Raw genomic sequence first — 15,171 nt, 5'->3', positions numbered from 1 at the left:
CCCTCTCGCTTTCTCCATGCCCTTGTCCAGACTCTTCGCGATCGCTGTGCTGACTGTGGGTTTCTGCGCGCTGGCTGTGAGTGCACAGGCTGAGTTGATGGCGACTGTTCGACTCGGCACGGGCGAGTTTCGTCTCACCAATATCGGCGTCAGCAACTACACCCTGGTCGCGTATTCCATCAGCCAGCCTGCCCCCGAACTGCAGGTCGATCAGTGGCTGCACGTGGCGGGACTCAGAGACACCTCGGGAGACGGTTCCGTCGACGGCACGGGAACCTGGGTCGTCATTCAGCCCGAAGAAGTGATGGGCGAACTGCCCGCGACTTCCGACGAGTTGATCGAGGGAGCCCTCACCGGCACAGGCGGCGTGCTGGGGCCGGGCGATTACCTGTATCTGGGAGCGATCTGGGACACCGACTCGTTGCGCAACCTTCAAGTCCTGGCGGCCAAGCAAGGCGATTCGCTTGCATCGATTGATATCAGCTACGTCCCTACAGGCGACTACAACGAGGACGGCCTGGTGGACGGCGACGACTACGCGCTATGGAAAGACTCCTTTGGCCAGTCGGGCACAGGGTTGTTGGCCGATGGCAATGCAGATGAGGAAGTGGACCTGGCCGACTACGTGGTGTGGCGCAACAATCTGGGGGCTGTCGCATTGGCTCCCCAATCGGCAATTCTCCCGATCGCCGCTTCGCTATCGATCCCCGAACCAGGTGCCGTGGTGTTGTCACTCGCCCTGTTGGCCGTGGGCCTAGGTGGATGGCGTCGCGCCGGGGGGTGATTATCACCGCAGGCAACAGCTGCCAGCAGATGTTACTCGGTCGGCGGAATCTGCACGCCGGGCCCCTCTTCCATCGCCGCACCCGAACCAGCGGCTGGACCGGCGAAACGGAGGTTCACCGTTTCACCAGCACCCTCGACTGCGGCGTAAAACTCATCGGGTGTGGTGACTCGCTGCTCTCCGACGTGGCTGACAAACATCCCACGTTTGATGCCTGCTTGATCGGCCACACTTCCGGGTTCGACCTCCACCACGACCACGCAACCATCGGGATCGACTCGCGATTGCATGGCGGCCTGCTCGATTTCGGAGGTAGGAAAGGCAGTGGAATAGTCTACCTTCAGCCCCCGCCAACTTCGCACCCCGCTGGTAAACAGCTTATCGCCGCGGACGTAGTACTTCGACAGCGTAACGGGCAGTTTCAAGTCTCGCCCATCGCGAATCAGCCGCACTGTCACCGGCTTATTGGGTGGCAGACTGCTGACGTTCAGTTGCAAATCGGAAACCGTTTGGATGGTCTCGCCATCCACTTCGATCAGTCGATCCTCCGGCCGAATGCCTGCCTTGGCGGCGGCGCTTCCTGGCACCACTCGGTCGACAACGGCACCAGCAGCCCCTGCCGGTAGAAGTTGCGGCGGCTGGAGCGTCAGCCCCAGCAGGCCGTACTCCACTTCGCGTCCCGCTTTCAAATCGTCCACAATGCGACGAAAGATCCTGGTCATTGGAATCGCGTAGCCAGCCGGCGATTCATGCCCAGGCAGCGTACCCGCGACGGTGGTAATGCCGACCAGTTTGCCCGACATATCGACTACGACTCCGCCGCCATTGCTCCAGTTGAGCCTGGCATCCAATTGCAGCAATGTCCCCAGGTGGTGCAAGGTCGTGGCGTAGGATCGTCCCCCCTCGTCCAGGGTGTTGTTAAGATTCGTGGTGGGTGTCGCCTGCTGGGCGATGTTGCTGACCATGCCCCAACTGGCCGTGGGCTCACCGCTGGCGATGATCGACTGCGGATTGCCCAGCGTCATCACAAAATGCCCCTTGGCCAGCGCGTCGGCATCGCCAAACTCGAGGGCCGGCAAACCCGAAGCGCTCACCTGCAACACGGCCAACCCGCTCCGCGGGTCGGCTGCTTTGATCGTGGCAGGCAGCTTACGGCCGTCGCTCAGTGTAACCAGATGCTGATCACCCCGCCGGACGTTCAAGTACTGGGTTAAGATTACGCCGTCCGCACCAATAACGACCCCAGTTCCCACGGGGTCGAATGGATCGCGGGGCGTACCGAGCAAGCCGCCGAAACGACTATCGAAGTCCAAGAACGGATCTCGGCGGCTGGCAGCATCGTTACTCGGCGCACGGCTGATCGCCACGACCGAAGGTTCCACTTGAGCGATCAGCTCAGCCAACGAATCCTGCAGATCGGCCAGTTGCTTCAACGCCGGCGGCAGATCCGCTGTCCCCTGCCCTATCGAAAGTGGCGCGCAAGCCACCGCGGTCCACACACACGCTACCGCTGGCAGCCAGGTTGCCCGTTGCAGTTTCAAATCGAGGTCCCAGTCTCTTGGTTGCTTCAGAGTTCTTCGTCGTCTGCCGGCTCGTCGTCGGCATTCGCTTGTCCATTGGGATGAGCCGACAACAGGTCGTCGAAACCGCCCGCGGCCAGGATCTTCTCCTTGATTTCCTCGGCCGTATCGGGGTTATCCTTCAAGAACATGCGGGCCTTTTCTTTACCCTGGCCCAATTGCATGTCGCCGTAGCGGAACCATGCCCCGGTACGGGCGACCACTTTTTGTTCCAGTCCCAGGTCGATGATATCGCCTTCGTAGCTAATACCATCTTTGTGCATCATGTCGAATTCTGCAACGCGGAAAGGCGGGGCGACCTTGTTCTTGACCACGCGGGTCCGCACTCGCTGGCCCACCACCTCTTCGCCGTCCTTCAATTGGCCCGTCTTGCGGACATCGATACGGCAGGACGAGTAAAACTTCAGCGCCCGACCACCTGGGGTGGTTTCGGGGCTGCCAAACATGACGCCGATCTTTTCGCGGATCTGGTTGATGAAGATCACCGACGTTCTGGACTTGGCGATGGCAGCGGTGAGCTTACGCATCGACTGGCTCATCAGCCGGGCCTGCAGGCCGACGTGAGAATCGCCAATCTCGCCATCGAGTTCCTTCTTGGGTACCAAGGCAGCCACCGAGTCGATCACGATTACGTCCACCGCGTTGCTCTTGATCAGCATTTCGGTGATGTGCATGGCCTCTTCGCCGTGGCCGGGCTGGCTGACCAGCAGCGTCTCGAGGTCGACCCCCAGTTTCCTGGCCCAACTGGGGTCCAGCGCGTGCTCGGCGTCGATAAACGCGGCAATGCCACCCGCCTTTTGGGCGCTAGCCACCACGTGCAGGGCCAGCGTGGTCTTACCGCTCGACTCGGGGCCGAACACCTCGATGATGCGGCCACGGGGAACCCCCTGCCCGCCCAGGGCGATGTCGAGCGACAGGCTACCGGTGGGAATACCCTCGATCCGGCGATCGGCATCGCTGCCCAGGGGCATGATGGCTCCATCGCCGAACTGCTTTTCGATGGCGGCCACCGTGTTCTTCAAGTCGGGGCTGTTCTCCAACATGTCCAATTTGGGGGGGCTTTTGGCTTTGCTTGCTGCCTTAGAGGCCTTCTTACTCTGCGATTTCTTGGCCATTTGCTTGTTCTGGGTTGCGGTGGCGACCATGTTTCAATTCCCTCTTTATTTATCACAGGTTAGGTAGCACGCAAGCGGGCGACCGGGAAGGAGGCATCAACGACCATCTGTACGCACAAACACTATATCGATGTTCACCACGCCGAGCAAGAAGATTTCTCGGAAGATTTCTCGCTCAAAATGCCCCGGGAGGTTGGTCGCACGGAGACCGGCTGGGTGGTAAACTAGGCAATCTTTGCAGGCATCCGTATCCTCAGGGGCAACCAGCATGCGATCCATGTACGCGTCGGTATTCTCGTTGGTTCTTGCTAGCTTGTGTCTGTGCCCCAGCGGTTGGGCGTCCGATGCCACGACGAAGCCCTCGCCACGCGACGACCGCTGGATGAAGCGGCATGAAGCGTTCAACGAGCAAGCGAAACAAAACCAGTGGGACCTGGTGTTCATCGGCGATTCGATCACCGATGGCTGGCGAAGCGGGGGTCGCGAAGTCTGGAAGGAATTCTACGGCAAACGAAACGCCGGCAACCTGGGCATCGGAGGCGATCAGACGCAGCACGTGGTCTTCCGACTCCAGAACGGCAACCTCGCCGGGCAGTCGCCCAAGTTGGCGGTCATCATGATTGGCACGAACAATTTGGGGCGCAATCGGTTTGGACCGGCAGATACCATCGAAGGAATCACGGCCGTCGTCGATTCGGTGCGAGAGGCGTGCCCCGAAACCAAGATTCTACTGCTGGGGGTATTTCCCCGCGCCCAAGCGGCCGACGATCCGTACCGCACAAAGATCGAAGAAGTGAATCAGGGCATCAGCAAACTTGCCGACTGGGAGACCGTTCACTATCTGGATATCGGCCATGTCTTCCTGGAAGAGGACAACACGCTGAGTAAGAAGATCATGCCCGACTTCTTGCACTTGTCGCCCGAGGGCTACCGCCGCTGGGCCGAAGCGATTGAATCGAAGGTCGCGGAGCTGATGGACGAAAAGGTGCCCGCACAGACGACGCTGTTCGATGGCAAGTCGCTGGAAGGTTGGACCAACGAAGAGGGTGACGCACCGCCCAAGGGGTGGGGCATCGTCGACGGTACGCTGGCCGTCACAGGCTGGGGCGAAGACGCCTTCACCACTCGAGACTTTGGCGACTTTGAGTTTGAAGCCGAGTGGCGGCTACCCCGCAAAGGCAATGGTGGCATCTTTTACCGCGTGGCCGACTATCGCTACATCTGGTTGGGCCCCGAGTATCAGTTGGCCGACGACCTGACGCGGGGCTACAAACCTTCGGCCGACCATTCCACTGCCGCGAACATCGATCTGTACGGCCCCGTGGCCTGCAAACCGGTGCGCCCCTGTGGCGAGTGGAACCACACCCGCATCGTGGTGCGTGAGAATCATGTGCAGCACTGGCTGAACGGGGACCTGGTGCTGGAGTATGATTTGCTGACCGACGATTGGCACGACCGCGTCAAGCAAAGCAAGTTCGCACGACTGCATCCCTATTTTGGTCAACCCGAGCGGGGTAAGTTCAAACTCGAAAACCACGTTGGCAGTAAAGTTCAGTACCGCGATATCACCGTGCGAGAGCTGTAACCGCCAGCTACCTGGAGTCCGTATGGAAACGCCTCCTCGCGCAAAACAACTCGACCTGGCGAAATATCGCACCGATGCACTAGTCGACCACCTGGTCGATCTCATCAGCGTACCCGGTGCCATACGCAAAGTGCTGTCCACGGCCATTGTGACGGGACTGCTTGCTTTGGTGGCATGTGGGCTACTTCGCGAGTACGCCGAACTCTCGCTGCTGCCATGGCTCGCAGTGAGTATTTACTCGCTGGTGGCGAGTGTGGCACTCGGCACCCTGCTTGGCCTGCTGCGAGTGGTCCGCGCGGCACTGGGAAACATTCAATCGCTGCTGGAACAAGCGTTGGAAATCACTGGCCGCGCGGCCAACGACTACCAGCAACTCGGATCCGGCGCGCTCACCTTACCCACTGGCGAAGAGCTGTTCGATCAGGTCCATTCGCGCGTGTTGATGCCCGCTGTGGAACGCGCGGTCAGCAAGACCTTCGGGCTGCTCGCCAGGCCGCTGTTGTGGGCGTATCGCCGCACGATTGGCTCGGCGGTGTCCCTGGTCATCAAGCGGGCATCGCGCAGTCCTCAGGTTGCGGAGCAACACAAGCGGATAGAACAATTGACGAGTTCGACTGTTGGCGAAGTTGCCGGATATGCGGACGCAGTGGATACCTTTACGATGGCTGCCACAAAAGTTGTCCAGCGAGTTGGCACGCGACTTCGCACGTTGGCAATGCTGCCCCTGTGGATCCTGTTCGCCGTGGCGGCCCTACTAGCCTGCGGTCCGGCGCTGTTGGCCTGGTGGCTCGCACAATAGGCCCCAATCGCCCTTTGTCACAATATGCAGTTGCGGGCTATAATTGGGGTGTCGCGGCGACACTGTCGTGGTGCCAGCTTGCTTGAACTACTTACCCTGAAGGTTTGCCGTGTCGCCAGATATTGATCCGATTCTCCGTGAGTGGGCCTTCCAACCCGAGGAAGTCACTGTACGGAGCATACGGGCCGACGATGGCACCGAACGAATTCAATTGCGGCTGGACCTAGGCATTTTGCAGATGCACGTCGATGGGCGGCCGGATGGGCAGCGGGTTAACGACTGCGAGTCGTGGCTCGATTACCACCGCCAGCAGCAAGAACAGCACGACCAGGCCAACCCCGACGCCGCCCGCTATCTATTGGAACCGGAAGACTGCGTCGAGCTCTTACGCGAAGGTGTCCAGTACTACCATCGCTATCTCAGCTTCTGGCACCTTGGCCGCTACGAATTGTGCGCTCGCGATACGTCGCGCAATCTGGCCCTGTTCCGCTTTGTCCGCAATCACGCTCGCAACGATCGCGACAAGTTGCAGTTTGACCAATGGCGCCCCTACGTGACGATGATGCACGCCCGCGCGGTGGCCACTCCCCTGGTAGATTTGGAGGAGTGGGAAGCCGCCATCAACGTGATCGATGCCGGCATTCGCGGCTTGGAAGAGTTTCTGGGCGACTACGGGCAGGAGAACCAGGCCGACCGACTGGGCGAGTTGCAGTACCTGCGCCGCTGGCGGAAGGACGTGGTGACCAAGAGTGGTGGCGGCGGCGAGGACGACGACGAGTCGCTCGACCCCGTCGAACAAGTCCGTAGCCAACTGGAAGAAGCCATCGCTGAGGAACGTTATGAAGAAGCAGCGGATCTCCGCGACCAGTTGCGTCGGCTGGAGGACCCTCAACCCCCTCAGCTGCCCTGAATGATGGGGTAGACAATCTGGAGTTATTTATCCCCAATCAGTCCAACTCCGGTAGCTGCGGATTTCCGCCTGTGGTAAGCTACTTCGCGCGACAGGGGCCGCTCGCATCTATTCAAGACGCAAGTCGAACGATCCATGATTCTGCACAAAACGAGCATTGCCGTCGTTTCGCTGGCCGACCAATTAGTCGCGAACATCCGCAGCTACGGAAGCTGTGTTGTCGCCTACTCCGGTGGTGTCGACAGCGCTGTGGTGTCAAAAGCCGCGCATCTGGCACTGGGCGAGCGCGCTGTGGCGGTTACTGGCATCGGCCCAGCCGTTCCGAAGCGCGAAGTCGACATCGCACGCCGCGTGGCCAAATCCATCGGCATCCAACATGTCGAGATTGCGACCGCGGAGATGGAAAACTCCGAGTACGTCAGCAACTCTCCCAATCGTTGCTTTCACTGCAAACAAGAATTGTATGGAGTGCTCCGAGGTTATGCCGAAGCGCATGGCATTGCCGCCATCGCCAACGGCACGATCACCGAGGACCTGAGCGACTACCGCCCCGGCCTGGCGGCGGCAGACAAAGCGGGTGTCCGCGCGCCGCTGGTGGAGTGCAAGCTCGACAAGGACGCCGTGCGGTCGCTTGCCCGTTATTGGGATCTCGAAGTGTGGGACAAACCCCCTTCGCCCTGCCTGGCCAGTCGCGTGGCGTACGGTCAGGAAGTGACGCCCGAGCGCCTGCGGATGATCGACCAGGCAGAGCAACGACTGCACAGTTTGGGCATCTGCGAATGCCGTGTCCGTTTTCACGATGGCGATCTGGCCCGCATCGAGGTGCCGCTGGAAGCGATCGAGACGCTGGCCGAACCCGCCATCCGCGCCTGGCTGCACGAGGAATTCCAGCACCTGGGCTTCCGTTACATCACCATCGATCTGGCCGGCTTCCGTTCTGGCAGCTTGAATGCCGGGCTGCCGGTAGTGCAGTAGCCGCCGCGGCTCATCTGGCCCAGTTCATCTAGCCCAGCTCACTCGGTCACGCCCGATTCGGGCATGATCGATCGCTGCGGCTTGAACAGACTCCGCATCAGTACGCAGGCCACGCCTCCGAGAAGTGGCAACAGTTGGATAGCCACCGTGTATATTCGTAGCACGAGTAAGCCAGCGTCGTCGGATCTATCCAGCAGCCGCGTCCAGTCGTCGAGTTCGAAGTCGAATAATAGCTGCAAATACACCCAGGTGGCGAGGAGCGACGGCAACATCCCGCAGGCCGCCGTACCGATCCAAAATGCCCGCCAACTGCGTCGCGAGTAGATCACACCGCCGGCGTAAACAGCGGGCATCAGGCCATTGGCTATGCCAAGCAACAGCACCGCCAAAAGGTGCGGCGCCCCAAAGGCGACGCCCGCGTAAACCGAAGCAAGTGTCATCGCGACCAGCATTCGTTGCAGTGAATAGCGCATGCGGGGAGGACCTCCATGTGGTGCCGACTGTGCTGCAGCCGAGTATATTCGCTTCGCATTCGCCCGGCGAGTCGACTTCCAAGTCCCGCGAATGCTTTGTTCAATCGCGGGTCAGGTCGTCCAGCAACTTGGTTGCATCCAGCTCCTGGCTGACCACTTCGAAGCTGGTCGAGATTTGAGAACGCACCGTTGGTATGACCACGACTTGGCCATTAACCACGATCGCCAGTTGCTGCCCCGTGGCCGGTGTAGTGACGGCCTTCAGCTTTTTGGCGCCGGCAGCATTCAAAGTCACGCGCAATCCTGGCGTGCCATTGGGCCCGTCGGCCAACGCAACGGTTTGCACGTCGCTGGACGAGATGACCGCTGGCGACTGCAGGTAAACTGGTGCTCCACTCGTGGGGTCCACCGCCGCGCGCGAATTGGGCGTCGACGTTGCCGAAATGGTCCAGACCTCCAGCGTGGCCCCGGGACTGAGCGGACGGGCGTCGTATCGGGGGTCGCACCCCCCGAGGCACACCAGCGACAGAAGCAGCCACCCGATACTCGAAAACTTGCCAGTAGCAATACGCTGCATGGTCTTGCCCTTTCCGGAGTCGGCTGATTTTACTGTGGATTCTTTGTTTTTCGCTGCAGTTCTTCGTTGTACCGCCGCGCGTATTGCCATGCACGGTCGATAAGCTGTCGATGATAGCCAGATTCGGCTGCGCCGGCGTTCCCATCGATCACCCAGAAGTTGCCCGATCCCTGGATCACCGGCCACTCCGCCTTGGAAATGCCCGGAAAGACAGGACCGCCGGACTCGCCTCGGCAGGCAACATAGCGAGCATCGCCGCGCGAGAGATGGGCCGCCACGTCGCGCGCTGGTTGCGACTCGTTCAACGAGCGGAGCACTCGGGCGAGTCGCCTTGCTTCCTCGCTCTCGTAAAGTCGGCCATGCAGCATTGCGGCCGCCTTCCAACAGCAAATGGCGACCGCCAACAGCGCGAACGCGATCAGAATTTCACGCATCGAGTAGGAGAGCTTCCGAGTCGACAAGTGGAGCCCCTTCTTGCTCATCGGTCTAAGTCTCGCACCTTCGGTGTACGACATGCGAACCCCGCACCGATCACCGCCAGCAGCGAGGATGGAGCGAAAGCAATGCCCACCCACCCAATCTTGACTTTGGGCGTCCCTGGCGGGAGTCTTCCCGCCACGGCGGGCTGCAACGAAAAACAAAGCAGCCAGACAACCACGCCATAGACAGCGATCTTGAACAATTGGTCCGGATCGCGAACACCAGCCAACCAGCTGCCAACAGCAGGCAACACGGCCATTGCTACTAGAGCTGGAGAAATCGAATCGAAAAAGATCGCCCCCCAGTACCCGACAGCTGCAGCCAGCGCGCAGCCAACCGAGGTGCCGAGCAACACCAACATCAATCGAGGGCCGTCAGACGGCGGGGTGCCCTGCGGCTCCGACCGAGTGCCCGACGATTGATAGGGGTTGGATTCATCCATGGCAGTGCCCACATCGGCGTTTGAGGAGTATTACTCAACGATGGTCGTCCGCGTTTTTCCTGCGGACCAAAGCTGTACTAAGCAGCCTGCCAGCACGACTAGCGTGACCAGAGTTGCTACCGCTACTGCCACTTTCAAACGAAACAACGCCTCCCCCAGTTCGCCCATGCCGAATGCCATCGCACCGAAGTCATTCGGCAGTTCTTCATCCGACCGCATTTTACATCGCCAAGTAGGTGTCTGCGACAGATTGATCCAGCCGCTGACGTCGTCGTCCAACATCAGATAGGTCTCCTTGTCCGCTACATCCCACTCGACCAGCAGCCGCGAATCGTCCTCCTGATCCGCAGCGACGTCGAAAGCATAAACTCTCGGATTCTTCCGTCGTTCGGCGACGATGGCCTGGTGACTCTGGATGAACTCCTGCACCTCCTGCTGCCCCTGAACACGGTCGACATGCCGCCAGAAGAGAACTACCGCCACAAATGTTACCGGCCAGACCCCGATGCACAGCATCAGCTTTAGAACCATGCCGCCTGCGGTTCTTTCGCTTCGATGACTCATGGCTCAGCGACTCCATGCAGGCAACATTGCTTTCGTTTGTAGTATACTCCTATTCGCAGCGACGTGTCCGGGCGTGGTACGCCCCTCGCGCCGGAACCAAATTGCATTTCAAGGGTTAGTACATTAGCTCCAGAATTGCCAGCACTCACAGAGAAACAGGATGGAACTCATGCGACGAACCACTACCTTACGTCTGGCAGGACTGCTGACGCTGGTCGCCATGACGGCGGCTGTCGCGCAGTCGCCACGCGAGCGACCGACGCGTCGGCACAACGTCACCCAATCCCGCGGCAAGATGAGCAAGGTACCGAGTCGCTCACAGCCGCCAGAAAAATCTGAGGTCCACATAAGCATCGAGGGCGAGCATCGGGTCATTCGCGCCAATGGCATGCCCGATCACCAGACGGGCCGATTCCCCAACGGCAGCAACCCCAACTCGCTACGGGCACAACGGTACGAGTTCCGCTTGCCCGCCGATCCAAAAGTCGCGGTGGACCTGACCCCGCTAGATCACCAGCCGTTTGGCATTGCGATTAATGGCGTGTTGTTCGATCCCGGCGCGGCGGAATTCTACCTTGGCCAGCGCGACAGCCAGTGGCAGTACGAACCGCTGTCAGGCGCCATTCGGCTGGGTATCGATATGAGCCATGCCCACGTGCAGCCCAATGGCGCGTATCACTATCACGGACTGCCGACAGCCTTGCTGGATCGTGTGAAGCTGAGCGACAAGGAGCACTCGCCGCTGGTGGGTTGGGCGGCCGATGGTTTTCCCATCTACGCAGTGTATGGATACCGCAAGGCGGACGACGCCAACTCGGAGATTGTCGCCCTCAAGTCGAGCTACCGCCTGAAGTCGGGCCGGCGGCCAGGCGGCATCGACCAACCGGGTGGCACTTACGATGGGACGTTCGTCGCCGATTACCGGTACGCCGCGGGCACGGGCAACCTCGACGGCTGTAACGGCCGGCAATGCGTGACGCCCGAGTTTCCCGAAGGCACCTACGCGTACTTTCTCACCGAAGACTGGCCGGTCATTCCCCGCGCCTTCCGCGGCACACCATCGCCGGACTTCGAGCGCCGCGAGCCTGCTGGCCGGAGACGACCACCGCGGTAAGGTGGATGGTCGATCGCTTTGCCCAGCCAACGAACGTCAGCGGCGAATGGAATTCAATAGCGCTCCCTGCACGACCGAGCGAGCCTGGTTGTTCCTGGCCCTGACCTGCCGCAGCAGATAAAGCGATACGGCCACTCCCAGCGCGCCACCGAAGATGGCAACCAACGTGGGGATTCGAAACGCCAGGTAGAACTCCAGCAGCGAGTCCTTTTCCTCTGGCGTGTGGGCGCCCCTTGTGTAGGGGGCTCGACTGTTTACAGCAGTTCGGTCGACTCGTTGGATGTTGGAGGCGATCCACACGCAACCCACCACTCCGACAATCGCCAATACGCCGCTGAATATCAGAATTTGCAGCAATCGACGTTCGCGGATGGAGTCGTTCGCGTCCGCACAGTTGGCCTGTCTGCTGTCCGCACTCGGTTTTGGTCGAGCAAACCACCAGGCTGCCGCTGCCAGCGGTCCGAACATCCAAACCAATACGGCAATCGACCACCCCAACTCGCCGTGTCTCCTGGCGTCACGCACCACCCACGCGCCGCACCAGCCGTAGCCCACCAAGACGGCTATCGCCAACATGATTCCGAGCAGAGCAAGAAGTGTTTCCATTTCGCCATCACCAGGTGGGTGAGTACAGCGCCCGCCACAACGATGGATCGAGTATAAACCCGATGGCCGGTTGAGCCAAACTACCCCTCGGAGTCCTTGCCCATTCCCCGGGCCACGTCCCTCTTGCCGTTCGCGGGGCAGCCGTGGAGTCATAGACCATCCACCCGGCGGACTCCCCCCGCTTTACCTCCGCTGGCAGATCGCCACCCCGGCGACTCCCAACAGCAGCACTAGCGCCGCGGAGGGTTCGGGCACGGCCAGCATGGCCTGGAACGAGCCCGGACCGTGGGCCGCTTCGTAATCGCTCTTGAACATCCGGAAGTCGTCATAGTCCGAGTCGCCATCGCGATCCAGGTCGCCATGCAGGAACTGCTGCGCCGGCGTCAGGTGGCTCAGATCGGTGTAAGCGTGGGCGGAGAAAAGACTCCAGTCCTCGATGTCGATCACGCCATCGCGGTTCAGGTCGCTGGTGACGCCAATCTCGTCGATCGAATCAATCGCAATCAGTCGTACGTTGTCGAAGAACGTTTCGAGCCCGGTGCTGCTCAGCCGAATCTCCAGCGGCAGGCCCAACAAGGGGTCGCCAGCGGCCACCTGGTAAATCTTGCTGGCTTCGGTCCACTGACCTTCCACCGGGTTCGATAGGGCCAGGCTCAACGGATCGAGTTCGACTCCGCCGGCGTAGAGGTCGATGTCGTAGTCCGGCAGATCGCGGCCGTTGCGGTGCCCTACGTCGACCTGCAGCAGGTAGTAGACGTCGGCCGCGAGCGACTCATCCAGTGTCTGGGCGATTTCCAGGTCGATGGCAAACGCGGCCTGCGTTCCATCGGGCACCGGCTCGTCGAAGTGCCAGGTGTCGGGCACGATGGTCCCACCGACCCAATCGCCCGCTTCGTGGGTGATGGTCCAACCATCGAAGCCGCGATGCACGTGCGCGTCGGGCACCCCGCCCAGGTCGGGCGACTCGAAGCTGGCGTTTTCGATCTCCACGTATCGACTATCGGCCGAGCGCAGCAGCGTGTCGCGCTGGCGAAAGTGCTGGTACATCTCAATCTCTTCGGCAATGTAAGGCGTGCCATCGCGGCGGTACAAATCGTGGAACCACAGCGGCGGTTCGGTGGTGTCGGTCTGCGGCGGCGAGCCCCACGCCCAGTGTGTCTGCTGGTCGCCATTCACCAGGCCCCAGTTGTAGCTGGCCACGCCCATCTCCTCGAGGTCGGGCAGGATGTCGGGTACCGTGCTACCAAAGGTGCGGGCCATCCACTCGGTGAGCACGACCGGGCGCCCCGCACTGAGTTGGCGGTTGATTTCCCGGATGGTGGCTTCAGGTCCCGCGTAAATGTGATACGAGACAACGTCCGACTCGGTCAGGGCCACACCGTCGGTTGCTCCTCCCCAGACGTCGAACGAAATTGGCTGCTGCGGATCAAGTTGGCGAGCCCAATCGGCCGTGGCTTGAATCAAGCGACTGACGCGGTTCGCCCCGTTGCCGAAGTTCGATGGTTCGTTGTAGGCGTTCCACATCAGCACCCGCGAATCGTCTGCATACTGGCCGACGATCGATTGTACGTACTGCTTGGTGCCTGCCCCGATAGCCGGGTCGAGGTGCGACAGTTCCCAGTTCTCGGGATGATCGAGCACCGGCCGTCCGCCCGTGCCGGTCCACTGCGAATTGTGCACCCCGGGGGTAGGGTCGGCCTGCACGCCCAGGTAGGGGTCTTTGTTGGTCGTGTGGTCGAAGAACGTGAAATTCACGTCGTCCCAGAAGATGAACGTCGGCCGAATGCCACGATCGTCGGCCGCGGACACAAACTGTTCGAGCCGATTCATGAAACCGTCGCGGTCGTCCTTCCACACTTCGTAGCTCAGCGTGACCCGCAACGTGTTCATGCCGGCCTGCTGGGCGCGATCGAGTTCGAACTCAATCTGGTTCAAGTCGAACGTGTTGGCGCCGGGCGTGCTCACGTCGGCCTGCCACATCTCGGTCGCGCTCACGGCGTAGCCCATCACGTAGTTGGCCCCGAACAGCGTCGGCTGGTCGTTGTACCACGACCACGCCTGTTCCGGGGTCCAGCGATCTCGTGCGGTGGCTTCGCTCGTCACGCTGGCGAGCATCATGGCCAGGCTGCCGATGGCAAGTACTAAAGCATAGAAACGGGAAGTGGTCATCGATCAATCACCAGGGGTGAGTGGGAGCGGTGACCTCGGGCAGAAGTGTCGCCTCGCTCGCGCCTGTTTGTGTTCCGGAGAAGCGGACCCATGCCGCTTTGCGTGCCTATCTCTAGCCTAGTTTCCAGGGCAATTGGGCACAAGCGAGCTGTCCATCCCGCCGGCTACTATCTTGAGCGATTCTGCACAGTCCCGCACGTATTAAAGGTGGCAACAACCACAGAGCACACGGAGACACGGAGTGAAACTCACCGTGAAAAAGAGATGGCACAAGAGACTACAAAGCCGCGATGGTTGGTCGCGCCAACCATTGGCCGCGGACCAACCTTGATGGGCGGGCACTGCAGTAAGAATGCGTCGTCCCGAAACAGCCCCGAAGGGGCGAAATACCGTAGCCCGGGGCAAGCGCCGGCGAGGAACGAGCCAAACGCCGCCCCGGGTTTGTGGAAATTAACCAACAAGCGGTCGAGGAGCAGACTCTCCACCTTCCGGAACGTGACCGAGACCGCAACGAGTCTGCGAATCGCCCTCGCAAGACGAGTCCTACTGGAGCCTCAAGTGTTCTGCTCAACAATACTCTCACCACTCAATGCATAGTATTCCCAAGCCTCTGGCCCCTCCCCATCCTCGGCCACCTTCAGAATGACTCCATTCTTGAATTCGATTGTGAGTGAAGGCTCCCCAACCACTCGGGCTACTTCCTGATCTATGAGTCCAACCAAAGCATCCGCAAATCCAGGCTCGCCTTGAAGAAAATTCGAGTACTCGGCAATAAGCTCAACTGGATTGTAGAAGCTAAAGCCTGCATCTTGGAAACAGAGCTGCAGATAGTGATGAATGAAGACAACCTGCGTCAATGGATCTTTTAGTAGGTCGGCTCTTAGCATTCTCTGCGCTGCTCCCATATGTCTTTACTGAATGCACACCCTTAGGCAGTTCCCCGTGTAGTATACAACTTCTCCCGATTCCACTCCAAACCTGCGTCTTCCGACTGGAAT

16 protein-coding genes are annotated in these 15,171 nt (G+C 60.4%); 6 read left to right on the top strand and 10 right to left on the bottom strand.

The window, feature by feature from the left end:
- The first annotated feature begins 97 nt into the window (after positions 1-97).
- Positions 98-784, top strand: coding sequence for a hypothetical protein (locus tag NG895_RS06510; protein WP_252851659.1), 687 nt, complete (start codon positions 98-100; stop codon positions 782-784).
- Between the two features lie 32 nt (positions 785-816).
- On the opposite strand, the gene NG895_RS06505 is transcribed toward NG895_RS06510, so the two are convergent.
- Positions 817-2,325, bottom strand: a complete 1,509-nt coding sequence (locus tag NG895_RS06505) for a trypsin-like peptidase domain-containing protein (protein ID WP_252851658.1) — start codon at positions 2,323-2,325, stop codon at positions 817-819.
- Positions 2,326-2,351: 26 nt separating this feature from the next.
- A complete protein-coding gene (gene recA, locus NG895_RS06500; RefSeq protein ID WP_279676003.1) occupies positions 2,352-3,479 on the bottom strand; it encodes a recombinase RecA in 1,128 nt (375 codons plus the stop codon).
- Positions 3,480-3,747: 268 nt separating this feature from the next.
- Between recA and NG895_RS06495 the strand changes: the two genes are divergently transcribed.
- The 4 genes from NG895_RS06495 to larE all read left to right on the top strand — a co-directional run bounded on the left by NG895_RS06495 (position 3,748) and on the right by larE (position 7,748).
- Positions 3,748-5,064: a 3-keto-alpha-glucoside-1,2-lyase-like domain-containing protein gene (locus tag NG895_RS06495; protein ID WP_252851657.1), complete on the top strand. Its 1,317-nt coding sequence runs from the start codon at positions 3,748-3,750 to the stop codon at positions 5,062-5,064.
- A gap of 22 nt (positions 5,065-5,086) precedes the next feature.
- Entirely contained in the window at positions 5,087-5,863 is a 777-nt protein-coding gene (locus NG895_RS06490) for a hypothetical protein (RefSeq protein ID WP_252851656.1), read from the top strand.
- Positions 5,864-5,972: 109 nt separating this feature from the next.
- Positions 5,973-6,773, top strand: a complete 801-nt coding sequence (locus tag NG895_RS30540; RefSeq protein WP_252851655.1) for a UvrB/UvrC motif-containing protein — start codon at positions 5,973-5,975, stop codon at positions 6,771-6,773.
- Positions 6,774-6,908: 135 nt separating this feature from the next.
- Positions 6,909-7,748 carry an ATP-dependent sacrificial sulfur transferase LarE gene (gene larE / locus NG895_RS06480; protein WP_252851654.1) on the top strand — a complete coding sequence of 280 codons (840 nt, stop codon included), beginning with the start codon at positions 6,909-6,911 and terminating at the stop codon, positions 7,746-7,748.
- 38 nt (positions 7,749-7,786) lie between these two features.
- On the opposite strand, the gene NG895_RS06475 is transcribed toward larE, so the two are convergent.
- From NG895_RS06475 to NG895_RS06455, 5 genes are all read right to left on the bottom strand, one after another.
- Positions 7,787-8,221: a hypothetical protein gene (locus NG895_RS06475; RefSeq protein ID WP_252851653.1), complete on the bottom strand. Its 435-nt coding sequence runs from the start codon at positions 8,219-8,221 to the stop codon at positions 7,787-7,789.
- Between the two features lie 100 nt (positions 8,222-8,321).
- Entirely contained in the window at positions 8,322-8,798 is a 477-nt protein-coding gene (locus NG895_RS06470; RefSeq protein ID WP_252851652.1) for a SecDF P1 head subdomain-containing protein, read from the bottom strand.
- A 29-nt stretch (positions 8,799-8,827) separates the two neighbouring features.
- On the bottom strand, positions 8,828-9,232 hold the full coding sequence (locus tag NG895_RS06465; protein ID WP_252851651.1) for a hypothetical protein: 405 nt from the start codon (positions 9,230-9,232) through the stop codon (positions 8,828-8,830).
- Between the two features lie 44 nt (positions 9,233-9,276).
- Complete coding sequence (locus NG895_RS06460; protein ID WP_252851650.1) at positions 9,277-9,720, bottom strand: hypothetical protein; 444 nt, start codon at positions 9,718-9,720, stop codon at positions 9,277-9,279.
- 30 nt (positions 9,721-9,750) lie between these two features.
- The gene (locus tag NG895_RS06455; protein ID WP_252851649.1) at positions 9,751-10,284 is read right to left on the bottom strand and encodes a hypothetical protein; all 534 of its coding nucleotides are present in this window, start codon (positions 10,282-10,284) and stop codon (positions 9,751-9,753) included.
- 169 nt (positions 10,285-10,453) lie between these two features.
- On the opposite strand from NG895_RS06455, the gene NG895_RS06450 reads away from it, so the two are divergent.
- Positions 10,454-11,398, top strand: coding sequence for a YHYH protein (locus NG895_RS06450; RefSeq protein WP_252851648.1), 945 nt, complete (start codon positions 10,454-10,456; stop codon positions 11,396-11,398).
- A gap of 36 nt (positions 11,399-11,434) precedes the next feature.
- Here the strand turns inward: NG895_RS06450 and NG895_RS06445 are convergent, their stop codons facing one another.
- The 3 genes from NG895_RS06445 to NG895_RS06435 all read right to left on the bottom strand — a co-directional run bounded on the left by NG895_RS06445 (position 11,435) and on the right by NG895_RS06435 (position 15,060).
- The gene (locus tag NG895_RS06445) at positions 11,435-12,004 is read right to left on the bottom strand and encodes a hypothetical protein (protein ID WP_252851647.1); all 570 of its coding nucleotides are present in this window, start codon (positions 12,002-12,004) and stop codon (positions 11,435-11,437) included.
- A gap of 183 nt (positions 12,005-12,187) precedes the next feature.
- Positions 12,188-14,173 (bottom strand): cellulase family glycosylhydrolase, encoded by a 1,986-nt coding sequence (locus NG895_RS06440; RefSeq protein ID WP_252851646.1) that lies wholly within the window; start codon positions 14,171-14,173, stop codon positions 12,188-12,190.
- Positions 14,174-14,727: 554 nt separating this feature from the next.
- Positions 14,728-15,060, bottom strand: coding sequence for a hypothetical protein (locus NG895_RS06435; protein WP_252851645.1), 333 nt, complete (start codon positions 15,058-15,060; stop codon positions 14,728-14,730).
- Positions 15,061-15,171 lie beyond the last annotated feature (111 nt).

The organism is Aeoliella straminimaris (assembly GCF_024054565.1).
GTDB lineage: Bacteria > Planctomycetota > Planctomycetia > Pirellulales > Lacipirellulaceae > Aeoliella > Aeoliella straminimaris.
Note: the sequence above shows the minus strand (reverse complement) of the source record. Positions and strands in the feature narration are given on the sequence as shown.

Excerpts from the sequence above, each read along its gene's own strand:
- NG895_RS06510 (WP_252851659.1), top strand. The coding sequence starts at position 98 with ATGGCGACTGTTCGACTCGGCACGGGCGAGTTTCGTCTCACCAATATC.
- recA (WP_279676003.1), bottom strand. The coding sequence starts at position 3,479 with ATGGCCAAGAAATCGCAGAGTAAGAAGGCCTCTAAGGCAGCAAGCAAA.
- NG895_RS06495 (WP_252851657.1), top strand. The coding sequence starts at position 3,748 with ATGCGATCCATGTACGCGTCGGTATTCTCGTTGGTTCTTGCTAGCTTG.
- NG895_RS06490 (WP_252851656.1), top strand. The coding sequence starts at position 5,087 with ATGGAAACGCCTCCTCGCGCAAAACAACTCGACCTGGCGAAATATCGC.
- larE (WP_252851654.1), top strand. The coding sequence starts at position 6,909 with ATGATTCTGCACAAAACGAGCATTGCCGTCGTTTCGCTGGCCGACCAA.
- NG895_RS06475 (WP_252851653.1), bottom strand. The coding sequence starts at position 8,221 with ATGCGCTATTCACTGCAACGAATGCTGGTCGCGATGACACTTGCTTCG.
- NG895_RS06470 (WP_252851652.1), bottom strand. The coding sequence starts at position 8,798 with ATGCAGCGTATTGCTACTGGCAAGTTTTCGAGTATCGGGTGGCTGCTT.
- NG895_RS06465 (WP_252851651.1), bottom strand. The coding sequence starts at position 9,232 with ATGCGTGAAATTCTGATCGCGTTCGCGCTGTTGGCGGTCGCCATTTGC.
- NG895_RS06460 (WP_252851650.1), bottom strand. The coding sequence starts at position 9,720 with ATGGATGAATCCAACCCCTATCAATCGTCGGGCACTCGGTCGGAGCCG.
- NG895_RS06455 (WP_252851649.1), bottom strand. The coding sequence starts at position 10,284 with ATGAGTCATCGAAGCGAAAGAACCGCAGGCGGCATGGTTCTAAAGCTG.
- NG895_RS06450 (WP_252851648.1), top strand. The coding sequence starts at position 10,454 with ATGCGACGAACCACTACCTTACGTCTGGCAGGACTGCTGACGCTGGTC.
- NG895_RS06445 (WP_252851647.1), bottom strand. The coding sequence starts at position 12,004 with ATGGAAACACTTCTTGCTCTGCTCGGAATCATGTTGGCGATAGCCGTC.
- NG895_RS06440 (WP_252851646.1), bottom strand. The coding sequence starts at position 14,173 with ATGACCACTTCCCGTTTCTATGCTTTAGTACTTGCCATCGGCAGCCTG.
- NG895_RS06435 (WP_252851645.1), bottom strand. The coding sequence starts at position 15,060 with ATGCTAAGAGCCGACCTACTAAAAGATCCATTGACGCAGGTTGTCTTC.